The organism is Vagococcus lutrae (assembly GCF_003987555.1).
Classification (GTDB): Bacteria; Bacillota; Bacilli; order Lactobacillales; family Vagococcaceae; genus Vagococcus_A; species Vagococcus_A lutrae.
This window is the reverse complement of sequence record NZ_NGJW01000005.1, coordinates 25,383-43,816: the sequence shown is the minus strand read 5'-3', so window position 1 is coordinate 43,816 and position 18,434 is coordinate 25,383. Positions and strand designations below refer to the sequence as shown.

Annotated in this window: 15 protein-coding genes; 14 read left to right on the top strand and 1 reads right to left on the bottom strand. The window is 37.1% G+C overall.

Translation table 11 applies throughout. From position 1 onward, the window contains the following. Positions 1 to 49: 49 nt before the first annotated feature. Positions 50 to 1,690 carry a PucR family transcriptional regulator gene (locus CBF33_RS04740; RefSeq protein WP_126762107.1) on the bottom strand — a complete coding sequence of 547 codons (1,641 nt, stop codon included), beginning with the start codon at positions 1,688 to 1,690 and terminating at the stop codon, positions 50 to 52. Between the two features lie 241 nt (positions 1,691 to 1,931). On the opposite strand from CBF33_RS04740, the gene allW reads away from it, so the two are divergent. The 14 genes from allW to brxC all read left to right on the top strand — a co-directional run bounded on the left by allW (position 1,932) and on the right by brxC (position 18,430). Beyond that, positions 1,932 to 3,410 carry an allantoin permease gene (gene allW / locus CBF33_RS04735; protein ID WP_126762105.1) on the top strand — a complete coding sequence of 493 codons (1,479 nt, stop codon included), beginning with the start codon at positions 1,932 to 1,934 and terminating at the stop codon, positions 3,408 to 3,410. A 26-nt stretch (positions 3,411 to 3,436) separates the two neighbouring features. Beyond that, positions 3,437 to 4,804 (top strand): allantoinase AllB, encoded by a 1,368-nt coding sequence (allB, locus tag CBF33_RS04730; RefSeq protein WP_126762103.1) that lies wholly within the window; start codon positions 3,437 to 3,439, stop codon positions 4,802 to 4,804. Between the two features lie 162 nt (positions 4,805 to 4,966). After that, a complete protein-coding gene (locus CBF33_RS04725) occupies positions 4,967 to 6,205 on the top strand; it encodes an MFS transporter (RefSeq protein ID WP_376715786.1) in 1,239 nt (412 codons plus the stop codon). Between the two features lie 26 nt (positions 6,206 to 6,231). Further along, positions 6,232 to 7,458, top strand: coding sequence for a pyridoxal-phosphate-dependent aminotransferase family protein (locus tag CBF33_RS04720; protein ID WP_126762099.1), 1,227 nt, complete (start codon positions 6,232 to 6,234; stop codon positions 7,456 to 7,458). A 191-nt stretch (positions 7,459 to 7,649) separates the two neighbouring features. Beyond that, the gene (locus CBF33_RS04715) at positions 7,650 to 8,489 is read left to right on the top strand and encodes an energy-coupling factor ABC transporter ATP-binding protein (RefSeq protein WP_126762097.1); all 840 of its coding nucleotides are present in this window, start codon (positions 7,650 to 7,652) and stop codon (positions 8,487 to 8,489) included. Then, complete coding sequence (locus tag CBF33_RS04710) at positions 8,465 to 9,337, top strand: energy-coupling factor ABC transporter ATP-binding protein (RefSeq protein ID WP_023606987.1); 873 nt, start codon at positions 8,465 to 8,467, stop codon at positions 9,335 to 9,337. Before CBF33_RS04715 ends, CBF33_RS04710 begins: the two co-directional genes overlap by 25 nt. Next, the gene (locus tag CBF33_RS04705) at positions 9,334 to 10,131 is read left to right on the top strand and encodes an energy-coupling factor transporter transmembrane component T family protein (RefSeq protein ID WP_023606988.1); all 798 of its coding nucleotides are present in this window, start codon (positions 9,334 to 9,336) and stop codon (positions 10,129 to 10,131) included. Before CBF33_RS04710 ends, CBF33_RS04705 begins: the two co-directional genes overlap by 4 nt. A 65-nt stretch (positions 10,132 to 10,196) precedes the next feature. Then, a complete protein-coding gene (gene truA, locus CBF33_RS04700; protein ID WP_126762095.1) occupies positions 10,197 to 10,982 on the top strand; it encodes a tRNA pseudouridine(38-40) synthase TruA in 786 nt (261 codons plus the stop codon). Positions 10,983 to 11,088: 106 nt separating this feature from the next. Next, the gene (gene rplM / locus CBF33_RS04695; protein ID WP_023606990.1) at positions 11,089 to 11,532 is read left to right on the top strand and encodes a 50S ribosomal protein L13; all 444 of its coding nucleotides are present in this window, start codon (positions 11,089 to 11,091) and stop codon (positions 11,530 to 11,532) included. 13 nt (positions 11,533 to 11,545) lie between these two features. Next, positions 11,546 to 11,938: a 30S ribosomal protein S9 gene (gene rpsI / locus CBF33_RS04690; RefSeq protein WP_126762093.1), complete on the top strand. Its 393-nt coding sequence runs from the start codon at positions 11,546 to 11,548 to the stop codon at positions 11,936 to 11,938. 1,491 nt (positions 11,939 to 13,429) lie between these two features. After that, positions 13,430 to 13,687, top strand: coding sequence for a TIGR04540 family protein (locus tag CBF33_RS04685; RefSeq protein WP_126762091.1), 258 nt, complete (start codon positions 13,430 to 13,432; stop codon positions 13,685 to 13,687). Beyond that, on the top strand, positions 13,684 to 14,274 hold the full coding sequence (locus CBF33_RS04680) for a DUF1819 family protein (protein WP_126762089.1): 591 nt from the start codon (positions 13,684 to 13,686) through the stop codon (positions 14,272 to 14,274). The genes CBF33_RS04685 and CBF33_RS04680 overlap by 4 nt, the downstream gene beginning before the upstream one ends. Before the next feature lie 5 nt (positions 14,275 to 14,279). Next, a complete protein-coding gene (locus tag CBF33_RS04675) occupies positions 14,280 to 14,873 on the top strand; it encodes a DUF1788 domain-containing protein (protein ID WP_126762087.1) in 594 nt (197 codons plus the stop codon). Further along, a complete protein-coding gene (gene brxC, locus CBF33_RS04670; RefSeq protein WP_126762085.1) occupies positions 14,870 to 18,430 on the top strand; it encodes a BREX system P-loop protein BrxC in 3,561 nt (1,186 codons plus the stop codon). Before CBF33_RS04675 ends, brxC begins: the two co-directional genes overlap by 4 nt. Positions 18,431 to 18,434: the final 4 nt, after the last annotated feature.

The window sequence follows — 18,434 nt, the reverse complement described above, 5'->3', positions numbered from 1 at the left end:
AGTCTTTTAAATCACATAGCAAAAAAGTGATGCCGAGGCATCACTTTTTTTAGTTGGTTAGATAACGGTTTTTATCTGAGGAGAGTAAGAGCGCTAAACGAAGTTGTAAACTGATTAAAGGCTCTTCAATACTCTGACCAAATAAGGTATCACATTTATTAATACGATATTTTACTGTATTGCGATGAATAAATAATTCATCAGCAGTCTCAGTAATACGACACTGGTTGTCTAAGTAGACTTTTAATGTTTGGCGTAACTCTCGGTTACTTTCAGAAGTTGGATAAGCGAGTGGCCCTAACGTCGTGGTACAGAAGTAATGAATATCATCCTCTGACACTTCACTAATTAAGCTCGATATCCCTCTATTTTGATAATAATAAATAAAATCTGTTTGTTGTGGGTCGTATTCTTCTAGTGCTTTTTTCGCTGCATTGAGAGAAAAACGTGCTAAAGAAAGCTCTTTGATAGTCGTTCCGACACCAAACGTCACCGTCACATTCAGATTTTCTAGAAGCTCATTGTGTAGCGCTTCTAGTTGTTCCGTTATTTGCGTCGTTTTATGCTGTAGTAAAATCACTAATTGTGTTTGATCACCATTTGGAATAAAAATAGCGTTATTAAAATAATCTTCAATTTTACTATCAAACCACTCATGTGTGAGTTGCATAATTTCTTTTTCGTGATAGTCTAAAGTATCGGGAATTGAAACGCGTCCGATAATGACTTGGTAAATAGGACTTTGAATGATACCAAACGGTTTTCCATAATCAATCCAATGCGTGACATCATGGTCGACCTCGCTATCATGTCCGATGAGTTTATTAAAAAAATCCTTTTTAGCATTGCGTTTATCTTGTTTAATCATGTTATCTTTATATGTTGTAAAAGATAACACACTAAGCGCCTGTTCAATCGCTAACTGTGAAAAAGGATAAGGCAGCTGGTCAGATTGAAAAATGACTAAAACATACGCATGACAGTGGCTATTTCCTACTGGATAAAACGTGGCGACAAGTGGTTCGTTATGTCGATCAATCGTCGTATAAGATAGTAACTGTGTCGGATTGATTTGATACGTGTGTACATCTTTTACGACCTGATTCAGTGTCTCTTGTGTGATAATATCTTCTGGTTTGATTCTTCGACTAATAGTATCAATATCACCAAAAGGGTTAATTAGAAGCATGGGTTGTTTGATAAGGGAACTCAGGTGGTTGACAAGGGCGTCAGTCGATGCGCCTTTCATCATCATGGAAGAAAAATTACGTTGAACGTCCAAAGCAAAATGCATGGATTCATTGTGATTATCCCAAATATAAGATAGTAATTGATGCGATACCTCACCCAATGTTTTAGTTGGAGGTATCTGAATAATTGGAAAATTTAATTTGTCAGCAAACGCAATCACTTCAGGGTCTAGCTCCGAGATGAAACGTCCTAATTTAATGGCTAAACCAGCTGAAGGTAGAGCATTTAATGAATGAATTAACTCGCATAGTTCTTTGGGATTGTCTTTGAAAGCCATACCTGTAGTCAGTAGAAGTGAATGTTTGGGTAAGTAACCAGAAACGTCAGGGGTTTCAGATATTTCAATGGTATCGACGGTTCTTTCAAGGTTTGCATGCTTATTTAATAATGTCATGTCAAAAAAGCGTGGCACAGCTAAAATATCATTTAATGTTGCCATATGATTTATCACATCCTCTTTCTCTGTAGCTTCATTCTACTATGTAATGACATAAAACAAAAGTCAGAGAGATGTCTAATATCTGATTTAAAATAACGTTTTCTTAAACTTCGTTCAATTTGCACAAATCAAAAAATAATTTGAGCATTTCTGATAATGAAAACGCTTAACTATGTGTATACAATATAAGTATCAGCTGATGTACAGGACAAACAAGAGGATATATGAGGAGGATAAGAGAATGGAGATATCAAATGCCACTGAAAACAACGGGTTAGATATTGCAGTGACAGAAGCAGAAGTTGCCATTCTTCGTGAACGAGGATATAACGATGATGTTTTACCGAAGACTGCAGAAAAACGTAATATGGATACAAAAAACTACTTTACGCTTTGGATGGGGTCGGTACATAACATCCCAAACTATACAGCCGTAGGAGGGTTTCTGTTCTTAGGCCTTTCGCCAATCAACGTGATGTTGGCCATTGTACTAAGTGCCTTAGCAGTAGCAGCTTTTATGGTGTATAACGGAAAAGCAGGTTCAAAATATGGTATTCCATTTGCCATGCACTTACGTTCGACCTATGGAGATGTAGGGGCAAAACTGCCAGGAACATTACGAGGCGTGGTAGCCGCCATTGCTTGGTTTGGGTTACAAAACTATACGGGATCATTAGCATTATTAATTTTAATCGGAAAAATTTGGCCAAGCTTTTTAACAATTGGTGGAAACTTCTCATTCTTTGGGATTAGCTTACCAGGACTTATCGCATTTACAATCTTTTGGTTGATTAATATGGCGATAGGATTTGGTGGAGGTGGGGCATTAAATAAATTTACAGCGATTTTAAACCCACTTATCTATGTCGTATTTGGAGGGATGTCCATTTGGGCGGTGAAAGTCGCAGGAGGGATTGGGAATATCTTATCCTTTACTCCAACTAATACACCGACACAAAGTTACACGCCAATTTTGGTATACTTAATGATTATTAACTCAGTATTAGCTGTATGGGCAGGTCCAGGTGCAAGTGCTTCTGACTTTACGCAAAATGCAAAATCAACACGTGCACAAGCGATTGGGCAAACAGCGAGTTTATTAGTAGCCTATGTTATTTTTGCATTTTCAAGTGTGGCGATTTTAATTGGTGGTTCTATTCACTACGGTGTACAAGAGTGGAACGTGTTAAATATTGTGGATCGTTGGGATAGCATGCCAGCTATTATCTTAGCTATGGTGGTCCTATTAATGACAACGATTTCAACTAATGCGACTGGAAATATCATACCAGCAGCGTATCAACTATCGGCTCTATTCCCTAAAAAAGTCAACTACAAAAAAGGGGTTATTATTGCCGGAGTGATTAGTTATTTAATCATGCCTTGGAAATTGATGGAAAATTCTGACAGTATCTTTGCTTTCTTAAATATGATTGGGGCTGTTTTAGGACCAGTTGGTGGGGTCATGATTGCCCAATACTTCTTTGTCCTAAAAGAAAAACTTAATTTAGACGAGCTCTACATGGATCCAGAAGTAGATAATACAGATAATCAATATAAAGGCGTCAATAAAGAAGCCTATATTGCGACCATCGTTGCGTTAGTTATTTCATTGTTAGGCCAATTCATTCCATCACTTCAAATTATTTCAAGTCTGTCATGGTTAATTGGTGCAGGTTTATCATTCTTAATTTATTTGGGATTAAAAAAATTTAAATAATTAAAACACAATTAGGAGGAACAGAAATGAGCTATGATTTAATCATCAAAAACGGGTTAGTAATTTTAGAAAACGGTGAAGTCGAAACAGATGTTGCCGTTAAAGACGGAAAAATAGCCTCTATCGGAACAAACCTAGGTGAAGCGAAAGAAGTCATTGATGCAAAAGGCTTAGTAGTTAGTCCGGGAATGGTTGACGCTCATGTTCATATTACAGATCCAGGTGGTAGCTATCGTGATGAGTGGGAAGGGTATATTACTGGAACACGTGCTTGTGCAAAAGGCGGCGTGACTTCCTTTATGGAAATGCCTCTAAACCAAGTACCAGCGACTGTCGATAAGAAAAGTTTAGATATCAAATATGCAGCAGGTGAAAATAAATTAGTCGTGGACGTGGCATCATTTGGTGGTTTAGTCCCATTCAATATTCCAAAAGGGATTGAAGAGTTAGATGAAGGTGGCGTAGCTGCTTATAAATGTTTCATGGCAACATGTGGAGACCGTTCAATTGAAGGCGACTTCATGAATGCAGATGATTACTCATTATATGCAGGAATGAAAGAAATTGCTAAAACAGGGAAAGTGCTAGCTATTCATGCTGAGAATGCTACGATTACTGACCGTTTAGGTGAAATTGCTTATGAAAATGGCGAAACAACCTTAAAAGCTTATGTAGAATCTCGTCCAGTCTTTACCGAAGTAGAGCCAATTCGTCGTGCGATTTTATTCGCTAAAGAAACAGGCTGCCGTATTCATATTTGTCACGTTGCTTGTCCAGAAGGCGTAGAAGAAGTATCGAAAGCACGTGCTGAAGGAGTAGACGTCACATGTGAAACATGTACACACTACTTATACTTTGAAACAGATGAGCTAGATGCTATTGGACCAGTTGTTAAATGTTCACCACCAATCCGTGACAAAGCAGCGCAAAACGGCCTATGGGAAAAAGTCTTAAAAGATGAAATAGCATTTGTCACATCTGACCACTCACCATGTACACCAGACTTGAAAGATAAAGAGAATGCTTTCGAAGCATGGGGCGGTATTGCCGGCGTACAAAACAACGTCGATGTACTCTTTGATGAAGGTGTCCAAAAACGTGGTATGAGCTTGAAACAATTTGCTGATATTATTGCGAAAAACCCAGCTGATCGCTTTGGCTTAGATCAAAAAGGACGTATCTCAGTAGGAAAAGACGCGGACTTTGTTCTTATTTCAGGTAATGATGCTTACACATTGGCAGCAGAAGATTTAGAGTATCGTAACAAAATCAGTCCTTACATTGGACGTGAAATTGGGGCTCAAGTTGTGAAAACAATCGTTCGTGGTACAACTGTTTATGATAAAGAAACAGGTGTCATCGATACATTCCCAGGTGAGTTTATTAAAAAATAAAATAACTATTAGAGGAACGCAAGAAGTCATTTCTTGCGTTCCTTTTTTGTATAAAACCGCTAGTTTTCACACGAAAGATTGTTGGTAATACATAAAGCAACCAATATGATAACGCTTTACAATAGAAGAGAAAGTAGAGTGAAAGGTGGTAATGAGATGGTAATAGAAAAACAATCAACAAAGCAACCAACAGAATATTGGAAACAAATTGTGATGATCATGACATTAGGTTGGGTTGTCATTTGGTTATACCGGACAGCTTTAGCACCGGTTTATCCGCAAATAAGTGCTCATTTTGGAGGGGCGAGCGACTCACAGATAGGATCTATTTCGAGCTTTTATTTCTTAGGTTATGTCTTAATGCAGATTCCTTCCGGGTTATTAGTCGATCGCTTTGGTAAAAAGACCGTTTTAATCCCTGGTTTTACCTTGTTTGGCGTCGGGACACTTATTGTAGCAACAGCGCCTTCATTATTAGTGGTTTATATCGGAAGCGTTTTGGCTGGAGTAGGGTGTGGAACGTTCTACGGCGTGGCATACTCTCTCACTGGACAATATGTGCCAGCTAGTCGTAAGAGTTTAGCCACAGCGATTGTTAACTGTGGAACAGCTATTGGTAGCGGTGGTGGTATGATTGCTTCTAGCTACTTAGTAGTGAAGTTAGGGTTACACTGGAACACGATGTTATATGTCGTTTTAGCGTTTGTAGTGGTGATGTTAGGCTTATTTATGAAGTTTATCCGTAAAGAAGAGCAACCAGACAAACAATCAGCGGAAGCTAGCGCATTAGCTCCACAAGAAAAAATGACGATGAAGCGAATATTTGCACCGAAAATGATTGCAGTGTATATACTTTATTTTTCTACGTGTTATGCCTATTATTTAACGGATACATGGTTGCCTAACTTCTTAGCAACCGAACGAGGCTTTGAAGGAACAACGATTGGACTTGCTTCCTCATTAGTTTTCTTCACGGCGATACCAGGAGCCCTATTATTTAGTCGTTTGGCAGACAAGTTTGTTCATCGCAAAATTCAATTGATTGTCGTTTTAGAAATTTTAGCAGGGATTGCATTATTTACTGCTGTAGCCGCTTCGTCTAAAAATCTCTTGTTATTTGGGTTGATTGCGTATGGTTTCTTTGGCAAAATAACAGTAGAACCGTTAATCATTTCTTGGTTAGGTGAACATATTCCAAGTAAGGGGCTTGCGACAACCTTAGGTATTTTTAACTTCTTTGGGATGAGCTCGTCTGTGATTGCGCCGTCTTTAACAGGCTGGATATCTGATGCGACAGGCTCTAAAATCTATTCATTTTATTTAGCTGTTGGTATTTTAGCGATTGGTACAGCAGTATTTTATATATTTAACCGTAAAGACAAACCAGCTGTTGTTGCTTAGTCTATCAATAAAAAGGAGGAATTAAGATGATTCATGATTTTCAAACACCCATTCGTACGATTATGACGCCAGGACCTGTTGAAGTACATCCAGCCGTCTTAAGACGGATGGGGACACCTGTTGTGGGACAGTTTGATCCAAGCTTTCTAGCGGTAATGGACGAAGTGAAAGAAATGATCAAAGTTCCCTTTGGCACTCAAAATAAACAAGCTTTCGCGATAGATGGGACTTCTCGTTCTGGCTTAGAAGCGGCATTAATCGCCTTAATCGAACCAGGTGACAAAGTGCTAGTTCCAGCATATGGTCGTTTCGCTTACTTACTCGGAGAAATATGCGAACGCGCGCAAGCGGATGTTACGTATTTGGAAAAAGATTGGTCGGCTCCTTTTGATCAAGCAACGATTATTGAAAAAATAAAGGAAATATCACCTAAAGTAGTGGCGATGGTCCATGGCGAAACAGCCAATGGACAAATGCAAGCCTTAGATGAAATCGGAGCATACTGCCAAGCAAACGATGTTTTTCTTGTCGTAGATACCGTAGCGACCTATGGTGGTGTTCCGATTTTAGTAGATGAGTGGGGTATTGATATCGCGATTGCGGGCACACAAAAATGTGTGAGTGTGCCATCTGGTTTATCACTCATTACTTATAACGACCGCGTCGAACACTATCTAAACGGTCGCTATCAAAAAGAGTTGGGACTAGGCGATGACACGCGCAATGATCGTCATATTAGCAGTAACTATTTAGACCTTAGTCAATTACAACGCTACTGGGGACCTGAACGTATCAACCATCATACGGAAGCAACTAGTATGATATATGCGTTACATGAAGGACTTCGTCAAATGCTAAATGAAGGAATGGCGCAAGTACATGCTCGTCATGCCCTAAATGACCGAGCGATTCAAGCGGGGATTGAGGCAATGGGTTTGAGTATTTATGGCGAGCGTACAAGCAAAATGGCAACGGTCACTCCTATCATTGCACCAGAAGGCATGGATACTGCACGCGTTCAAGTGCATTTACTTGATTGGTTTGGCGTAGAAATTGCCGCTTCTTTTGGACCACTAAAAGGAAAAATATGGCGCATTGGGAATATGGGCTTTAGCAGTCGACGTGAAAATGTCTTACACGTTTTAGGTGCGTTTGAAGCCGTTTTAGCAGCAGAAGGAGCTCCGATTGAAGTCGGAAAAGCAGTACAAGCAGCCTTGTCTGTTTATCTAAAGGCAGAAGCTATTACAAAATAAATAAAAAACAAGATATCTATGGATTCTTTGATTGAATAATTGTGGCTTTTTTGATAGTGTTATACTAGGGAAAAGCTGCTAAACTGTCAACAAGCCAGCGGAAACGTTGGCTTGTTTTTTTCAATCAACTAGCAAGCTTAATATATGAATACGAAAAGGATTAAGACCTTTAAAATAAGTGAGGGAATAGCATGGAGCCAATCATTGAGTTACAAGGCTTAAATTATCGTTACCAGCCAGATAGTGACCGACAAGCATTGACAAATGTTTCGACGACCATTTATCGCGGCGAGTGGATTGCTGTTATCGGGCATAACGGATCAGGAAAATCAACACTTGCTAAAGCGATTAATGGCTTAATCGTGCCGCAAGAAGGAACGGTCTTGGTAGATGGATTGCCGATGAATGAGGAAAATGTTTGGAACATTCGTAAAAAAATAGGGATGGTCTTTCAAAACCCCGACAATCAATTTGTCGGTGCGACGGTCGAAGACGATGTCGCTTTTGGTTTAGAAAATCAAGGTGTCCCTCATGATGAAATGGTAGCATTAGTCGAAGCCTCTTTAGAAAAAGTCAGAATGTTAGCGTTTCGCGAAAAAGAACCCGCTCGCCTATCCGGTGGACAAAAACAACGTGTCGCCATTGCTGGCGTTGTAGCACTGAGTCCCGATGTTATCATATTAGATGAAGCGACTAGTATGTTAGATCCTAAGGGACGGTTTGAAGTGATTAATACGATTCAAAAACTCAGAGAAGAAAAGCAATTAACCGTCATATCGATTACCCATGATATTGACGAAGCAGCAAATGCAAATCGAATTTTAGTGATGAAACAAGGAGAGCTTATTAAAGAAGGCTCTCCAGAGGAAATCTTTACCGCAGGAGAACGCCTAATCGAAATGGGGCTGGATTTACCATTCCCCGAAAAACTAAAACTAGAGATGGCAAAAGTCGGCTTAGATGTACCAGCAGCGTATATGTCGGAAGAAGGGATGGTGGAGTGGCTATGGACATCCAATTTGAACAAGTAGGCTACACGTATCAACCTCACACACCATTCGAGCATCGTGCGTTGTATGATGTCGATTTAATGATTAAAGAAGGCTCTTATACGGCAATTGTTGGCCATACGGGTAGCGGTAAGTCGACCTTACTCCAACATTTAAATGCGCTAGTTAAGCCAACTGAAGGAACTGTGACTATCGGAGAACGCCGTATTACACCGACGACGGATAATAAAAATTTAAAGCCTATTCGCCAACAAGTCGGGATTGTTTTCCAGTTTCCTGAAGCACAGCTATTTGAAGAAACGGTCGCAAAAGATATTGCGTTTGGTCCAAAGAATTTTGGAAAGACGGAGGAAGAAGCACTGGCTTTGGTAAAAGAGTCGCTGCAACTCGTCGGATTAAGCGAAGACTATCTAGAACGTTCTCCATTTGAGCTATCAGGCGGTCAGATGCGTCGTGTGGCGATTGCAGGTGTTTTGGCGATGAAACCCTCCGTCTTAGTTCTTGATGAGCCTACTGCAGGTCTAGACCCTCAAGGACGTCAAGAAATGCTACAGATGTTTGCCCGTTTACATCGTGAAGAAGGCATGACCATCGTATTAGTGACACATATGATGGACGACGTTGCCGACTATGCTGATTATGTGGTCGTCTTAGAAAAAGGAACGGTCATTAAGCAAGGTTTACCACATGACGTCTTTTCAGATGTCCAGTGGTTAGAGTCTAAGCAACTAGGCGTTCCAACAGCGACTCATTTTGCAAGCAAACTCGTGGAAAGAGGCTGGCAATTAGACCGCTTACCACTGACAACCTCAGAGCTCGTTACCATGCTTGCTCAAGATAATCGTAGCAAAGTAGGTGATTTATCATGATGGATAAACTCATTTTTGGTCGTTATATTCCAGGAGATTCCGTTATTCACCGTATGGATCCACGTGCGAAGCTCTTAGCTAGTTTTTACTTTATCGGGATTATCTTCCTGTGTAATAACTTTGCCTCTTACTTCTTAATGTTTGCTTTTACGTTAGTTGCGATTTTACTTTCAAGAGTCAGCATGCGTTTCTTTATCCGGGGGGTCAAACCACTATTATGGTTAATCCTCTTTACCGTCATGCTACAACTCTTCTTTACACGCGGTGGTGAGGTATACTGGCAATGGGGCGTCTTGTCGATTACTGAATTTGGTGTGCTCAATGCGATTTTTATTTTCTCACGCTTTGTACTCATTATTTTTATGTCGACCTTGTTGACACTCAGTACACCGCCTTTATCGCTTTCAGATGCGATCGAGTATTTATTACGACCGCTAAAAGCGATTCGCTTTCCAGCACATGAAGTCTCACTCATGCTCTCGATTGCGTTACGCTTCGTTCCAACTTTAATGGACGAAACCGAGAAGATTATGAATGCGCAACGTGCGCGTGGTGTTGATTTTGGCGAAGGAAATCTAATGGACAAGATGCGGGCTATCGTGCCGCTTTTAATTCCACTTTTTGTTAGCAGCTTTAATCGTGCAGAAGAACTTGCGATTGCGATGGAAGCCCGTGGGTATCAAGGTGGCGAAGGACGGACGAAGTATCGTGTGCTTCAATGGCGTTGGCCAGATACCGTCTGTGTCATTGTCTTTGCCTTATTAACTGTCGCACTACTATACGTGCGTCAATAAAACAACAAGACTTGTCCAAGTCATGCTTGGACAAGTTTTTATTTGAAAAGAAGGGAGTAACCGAGATGGTTCGCTACAAAGCAGTTATTGCCTACGATGGGACACACTATCATGGTTTTCAAACACAAGATAATGCGCATACTGTTCAAGCCGAAATTGAAAAAACACTTAAAAAGCTTAATAATCAACAGCCGATTACTATCCATCCGTCTGGTCGCACGGATGCAGGCGTACATGCACAAGGACAGGTCATTCATTTTGACTATCCGCAAGAACGCGAAGCAGAAAAGTTTCGCCATGCACTTGATACGCAGACACCTCCAGATATTGCGGTGCTCTCGCTAGAACAAGTCGCAGATGATTTTCACGCCCGTTACCATGCCGTAGAAAAAACATATCACTATCGTGTTGACATCGGCAAACCGCGTAACCCATTTAAACGATTTTATACGAGCTATTATCCTTATCCATTAGATATTGAAAAAATGCAACGCGCAGCCCGTGACCTCTTAGGCACACATGATTTTTCATCTTTTTGTGCGACAGGCAGTGCGGTAGAAGATAAGACACGGACGATTTATGAAGCACGTATTGAACATGACGAGGCGAATCAAGAGCTGTTATTTGTCTTTCGTGGCAATGGCTTTCTTTATAAAATGGTGCGTATACTCGTAGGAACATTGTTGAAAATCGGCAATGACCGTTTGCCAGAAGAAAACATCCGACGGGCGTTATTGACGGAAGATCGGTCGTTAACAGGACCGACGGCACATCCGGAGGGGTTGTATTTGATGAATGTGTCGTATGAAACAAAAAAAGCCGGAAAAAATGATAATAAAACATTGACATAATCGTCTTTTCACGTTAATATGGTAAATGGTATTGTTTGCCCCACGATGAGCCCCGGAAACTTATTGTGTTTGTCAAACATCAGACTTAAAATTGGAGGAAAACAACGTGCGTACAACATATATGGCCAAAGCTGGCGAAGTAGAACGTAAATGGTACGTAGTCGACGCAACTGATGTTCCTATGGGACGCTTATCTGCAGTTGTAGCATCTATACTACGTGGTAAAAACAAACCAACATTCACACCTCATGTGGATACTGGAGATTTTGTAATTGTAATCAATGCTGATAAAGTAAAATTAACAGGTAATAAAGCAAGTGATAAAATGTATCATCATCACACTGGTTTCCCAGGTGGATTAAAGTCTATCTCAGCTGGTGCTTTACGCGACAAGAGCTCACGTAAATTAATTGAAACATCAGTAAAAGGGATGCTTCCTAAAAACACTTTAGGACGTCAACAATTGTCTAAATTACATGTGTATGGTGACGAAAACCACGTACACCAAGCTCAAAAACCAGAAGTATTAGACATTACGAACTTAATCTAAGGAGGGAAATTCATTGGCTAAAGTACAATACATCGGCACAGGCCGTCGTAAAAGATCTGTAGCACGCGTACGCTTAGTACCAGGTACAGGTAAAATTGTGATGAACAAAAAAGAAATCGAAGAATATATTCCACACGCAGACTTGCGTGAAGTGATTAACCAACCATTCGCTGCAACAGCAACGGAAGGCGCTTATGACGTTTATGTAAACGTTGATGGCGGTGGTTATGCAGGACAAGCTGGCGCAACTCGTCACGGTATCGCTCGTGCGTTACTAGAAGTAGACCCAGACTTCCGCGCTCCATTAAAACAAGCTGGATTATTAACACGTGACTCACGTATGGTTGAACGTAAAAAACCAGGTCGTAAGAAAGCACGTAAATCTTCACAATTCTCAAAACGTTAATTCGTTTTTATACAGAATTTCAAAAACACTTTCCATTTATTTGGGAAGTGTTTTTTTGTATAAATTTAAATGATGAATTAGGTACTTATAAAAAAGCATTTCTTATTTCAAATTCTCTAAAATAACGAGAAAAAAATTTGCATATATTCAAATTCTGAACAATCATAAAATGATTTAGCGCTTAAAGAACCAACTAAGTTCATGTTCTATTTATTTTAATGCAATGAAAATATCAGAAATACCTTGTCCAGTCCAATAATATTTATTATTTGCTGAAAGTGTTCATAAGTGTTGGATTCTTTCAATAACCCTAGAAAATCTATTGTAATCTAAACGAATAAACTTTTTATTTTTTGCTTCTATAAATAAACCCCTCTTTACAATAAAAAAGCTTACGAAATAAACTTTACGGAATCATGGAATTTTTCTGGACATAAAAAATAGCCTTCTTCATGTATTTTTTAGAAGTATTCAACTTCTAAACTTACTATACACAAAAGAAACGATTAAGTGGACTTGAAGTGCGAATTGGTTGCCTTAAAGAGCGTATTTGCTTCAAAAACAGGGGTGGTTTTAATTGGCGAATAGGCGGACTCGGGAGCGCGAAATAATCATTTAATTAGTATGCTTAGACAATATAGCCTTGATGAGATTTATATTATATATATTGAAGTGTTTTTAGAAAATTTCAAATACATTGATTATGATGTTAAAGAGTTAGATATGCTATCAGAAGATCTAGATGAGTTAGTTTCTAAAATTAATAACATTATATTTTCTAGATATAGGAAAATAACGGAAGATAATTTTGAAGATCTTGTAGGAATATTAGATATGTATAGGAAATAAAACTTCAAATTATATGATTTATGGGATTATAACTTTTAGGTGTCCTAATTTGAATTGGCGTATTTAAGCAAGATTTATTGAATTATTGATGTCTATGATTCCAGCAATGAAAACAAGTGGGCTCTCAATAAATCGCCTCTATACAGACATTTAAAATAATACGAGATAACGCCTATGGGTGAATTATTCTTGACTACATTGATTAATGGGATAAAAGAAGGCAATGAGTTAGCTTGTTTAAGAGATGACACTGAATTGTTAAAATTGTTGAATGAATATTATTTTTAAATAGAATTTTAGTAAAAGAATACACTCCTAAACTCTGGATTTTTTGTTCAGTACTAGGTGTGTTTTGTTTTTTTATTTACGAAGTATGTGCATAAATAAAGACCTAAATGCGGTTATTGAGAGAAGCATTAAGAGACCTTGAAGTGTACTATTACCTTGGCTATAAGCTGAAATCGACTCTAAATGCTCATCATAAAATATTATTAAAATTATTTTTATAGGAAGTGGTAAAAGTGACTGAATGGTTAAATTAATTCTCTTTAACGATTTTCTAGATCTATTTAAAAGAAATGGATAATTAAGTGTATCTAAAGTATAATAAAAGTAAGAATTTAATAAAACAGAGGTGATTCTGTGGAAGTGAAGAAGTTTTATCGTACTCAACGAGAAGTAGCGGCTGTAATCAACGAAATAGTTGATTACTATTGGATAGATAAATTGTCAGATGAAGAGTTAGAAGAAGATGTAAAAATGATCTATGAGAATAATCAAGATAAAATTATAAAGGATAATGATTATACTACCATTATAAAACAACAATGCGGAAAAAATCGTTTAGCCGTTGTTTCTAAAATTATTGACTTTAATACTGAGGAGATAACTACACCATGACAGATAAAGTATATTCAACAACTTTAACAGGTGCTGGCTTTAGATTTTATGAATTTAAAGTGACAGTTAGTCTCATAGAAGAAGGATTAACAGATGAAGAGATTAGAAAAAAAGTATTTGAAGAAAATTTATTTCAACAAAAAGCATCGAGTACAACTAGAAGTTTTCCATATATATTAAAACGAGCAAGAGCACTAAACGATCAATTACGACAATATGTTTTAGAAGAGTCGAATCAAATGGCTAAACAAATAAATTTCTATGCCATTATGAAAACAGACCTGTTATTCTATGAATTTATGGATGAATTGATAAAAAACAAACTTCAAAATAACGATTTGATTTATGAAAGAAAAGATATAAATATCTTTTTTAATGAAAAGGCAGATGAAAATGAGCAGTTAGCAAATTGGAGTGAGTCAACATTGAAGCGCTTAAAAAGCTCATATAATCGTCTTCTAATTGAGATAGGCTATTTAACTAAGTTAAGTTCAACAGATTTGATTCCAGTACAAATGGATGATTTATTACGAGATTATTTAATTAAAATCGGGGACAAAAAATATATCGAAGCAATGGAAGGATAGACTTTATGAGAAACATAGATAAAAGATTGGATCTAATCAAAGATAAAATTCATGAAGAGACTTTCATTGACGGTCGAGGACTTGGAAATGAACTTAGCTTTTATATTTTTGATTATGATCCAAAAGATGAGTTAAAAGTGCGGGATCATGTCGATTATCTAATCAATGATTATTTTAAATTTTCCCATCATAATCGGCGGATTATTGAATTTAATCTGTATGAAATGTTTTTAGACATCACAAAAGAAAAGAATATTTACGATAAAATCTTTGAAATGGAAGAAAAAGAAGGCAAAGAATTTTTATATCGTGCCTTAACGACTTTCGCAAGACCAGAAATATTTTTAGAGAAAATTAAAAAGGAAATTGGTGACCATAATGTTCTTTTTATAACTGGAGTTGGTCAAATTTATCCAATTGTTCGAACACACAACATCTTAAATAATCTTCAAGATATTCTAGAAGATAAAACGCCTGTCATTTTATTCTACCCAGGTCAATATAATGGACAAGATTTACAATTATTTAATAAATTAGAAGCAGAAAACTACTACCGTGCATTTCGGTTAGTCGATGACTTTAAGGAGGAACAGCTTTGATAATAAAAGATATGTTTTTAAAGGATATAAATCGAGATATTCGTGGCGTAGTAAAGGTACAACAAAGAGATGAAGAGATAGTCTATCAAGAATTGGATGAGTATGTAGTCACTAAAGAGTTGAAGAAACACTTTTCACATTTTTATGAAAACTATGCTCGAAGTGTTGATCAACCAACAGATAAAATGGGCGTTTGGATTAGTGGATTCTTTGGTTCCGGTAAATCTCACTTCCTTAAAATTCTGTCATACTTATTAAATAACCAACCTGTACATGGTAAAAAACCTGTTGATTTTTTTGAAGAGAAAATAAATGATCCAATGGTTTATGCTTTGATGGAAAAAGCAGCTTCTGTTGAAACAGATACTATATTATTTAACATTGATGCAAAGAGTAATACAAACTATACAAGTAGAGATGCGATTCTTCGAGTGTTTAAAAAAGTTTTTGATGAACACCGAGGCTATTATGGTGATAACACAGCTATTTCAAGAATGGAAAAATTCTTGGATGATGAAGGTAATTTTGAAGTATTCAAAGAAAAATATGCAGAACTGGCCAATGAATCTTGGATAGGAAATCAAAGTAATTTCTACTTTAGAGGAGAAGAAATTATTCAATCGCTTGCTCATGCTTCGAATATGTCGGTAGACGGTGCTAGAAATTGGTACGAGAGAGTGGATCAAGCAGATGACCTTACCATCGAATCATTTGCGCAGGAAGTGAAAGAATTTGTTGACAGTAAAGATAATAATTTCCATCTAGTATTTTTAGTTGACGAAATTGGTCAATACATAGGTGACAATCGAAACCTAATGCTGAATCTTCAGACAGTAGTAGAAAGTCTGGGGGCGACTTCTTTAGGTAAAGTTTGGGTTCTTGTTACTTCACAAGAAAGTATCGATGATGTGATCAAAGTAAAAGGTGACGATTTTTCGAGAATTCAAGGTCGATTTGATACAAGACTTTCATTGTCATCAACTTCTGCAGATGAAGTGATTAAGAAAAGAATTTTAGATAAAAAACCAGCAGTAACAGAGCGACTGCAAGCGGTATATCCAGAACAAGGTCCAATTTTAAATAACCTTATTAGCTTTAGAGATACACCAGGAAATTATAGAGGATATAATGATGGAATAGAGTTTGCACAAGATTATCCATTTGTCCCTTATCAATTTAAGTTATTACAAAACATCTTTGAGCAAGTAAGAAAACATGGTTCATCAGGTAAACACCTTTCTGAAGGTGAACGTTCACTCTTATCAGCATATCAAGAAGCAGCACAACAATATGGAAATGAAGAAGAAGGAGTGCTAATCCCTCTTTATGCATTCTATAATACGATGAGTGAATTTTTAAATCCTACGATCACTCGAGTGATTAATAGTGCAACAAATAATCCCAATTTAGCTGATGATGAATTCCATGTGAATTTGTTAAAAGTACTCTTTATGATTAAATATATCGAAGAGATTCCTGGAAACATTGATAATATAGCTACTTTAATGCTAACGAATGTGAACGAAGATAAAACAGTACTTAAGCAAAAGCTGACGGAATCTTTAAACAAGCTTCGACAAGAACGATTAATTCAAAAGAATGGTGAACATTTTATCTTCTTAACCGATGAAGAACAAGACATCAACCGTGAAATTCAAAGTATGTCTGTTGATGAAATGGACATTATTCATTCACTTTCAGAGTATCTATTTGAAGATATTTTTCCAGAGAAAAAATTCCGATTTTCAAATCACTACCATTTCGATTTTAATGAAATACTCGACACAGTCAAGCATGGTAGACAAACAGCTAGCATCAGTTTAACTGTATTATCGGCAATTTCTTCAAGTGATGTGGAAGACCAAGAATTACAAATGGAATCAATGAATTCGCGAGACTTAATTGTTCGATTAGGTGGAGACGCTTCATACATTGAAGAAATGGAAGAAGTTCTGAAGATTGAACAATATCGTAGACGTCGAAATCCAAATAATTTGTCTGAAACCAAACAAAACATACTGAATAATAAGCAAGTAGAGGTCCGTGAACGTAGACGTAGAGTAAGAGACTTACTAGAAACAGCTGTAAAAGAGGCTGATTTCTTTGCGAATGGTCAAAATCTTACTATAAACGGTTCAACAGCCCGCGAACGTATCAATAATGGTTTATCTTATCTCGTGGAAAATACCTACAACAAATTAAGTTTAGTGAAATACCACATTGACAGTGAAAGAGATTTAAAGCTCAAAATTACTACAAATGATACAGGATCATTATCGTTAGAATTGGATGACTCTACTTATCCGAATAGAGCAGCAATGAATGAGATTGAACAATACATTGAATTACAAACTCAAATGAGTAAACAAATTCTTGTTAAATCATTGTATGAACATTTTGGAGCCGTTCCCTTTGGTTGGAAAGAATTGGATATTGCAGGCATGTTAGTTGATTTGCTCAAAGATGAGAAGATCCGCTTACGATACAATACCTTTTACTTAAATACACAAGAGTCTCAAAAAGAATTAATGGATGTTTTTACGAACGATATAGAAAGTGCAAAAGGCATCATTCTTAAACGCGAAAAAGTAGATAGTGTCTTAATATCTAAAGTAAGACGTATCGCAAGAAGTCTGTTTGATACAGTAAGTCTACCGCAAGATGAAGACGGTATGATGTTAGGTATTCAAGAGTTAATCAATGATAAAATAACTGAAATTAATAATTACAAACAAATGTACACGAATAAAAAATATCCAGGGTTTAGTTTACTAGAAAAAGGGCTCGAACTCTTTGGTCACTTTACTAATCGATTAGACAATCTAACTTATTTTAAAAAATTGGTTGAGATGGAAGAAGAATTAATAATGTGGGACGAAGATCTGGAATATGTTAAAGGCTTCTTTGACTCTAATCAAAAAAAACTATTTGATGATGGTTTAGAGATATTAAATCGTTACGAACAGAATCAATCGTTCTTTGAGAATGAAGCGAACGAGACGATCGACAATAGCGTGCGAGAATTAGAGAAAATCATAGAAAATCCTATTCCTTACTCAGAGATTAGAAAAATCCCTGAATTAAAAGATAACTTTAACTCAACATTTGATGAAATTTTAAGAGAGCGACAAATTAAAGCAAAAGAAAGAATTCAAGATAACTTTGATCGTGTGAAACAATACAGCAACCAAGAGGGAGTTTCTGAACAAACACTTAAAAAAATTAATAACATTTGGATAAACTATTTGAATCAAATTCAAGAGACTAATGATATTCACCGAGTGGATGCTTTGACAGTTTACAGTAGTGATGCGAAAGATAAATATGAAGGTATAATCAGACAAGAAGTAGATGCTTATCGTCAAAATAATGACGAAAAGAAAGATTCAGGAGTAACTGTTTCGGAACCTAAACCAATTCAGCAAGTGAGAATTTCAGATCTTGTAAAGCCAATTAGAATAGAAAATGAGCAAGACATTGAAGCTTACTTAAGTGACTTATCTCAAGAACTAAAACGAAGTATTCAAATGAACCAGGTTATTGAAATAATAGATTAGAAGG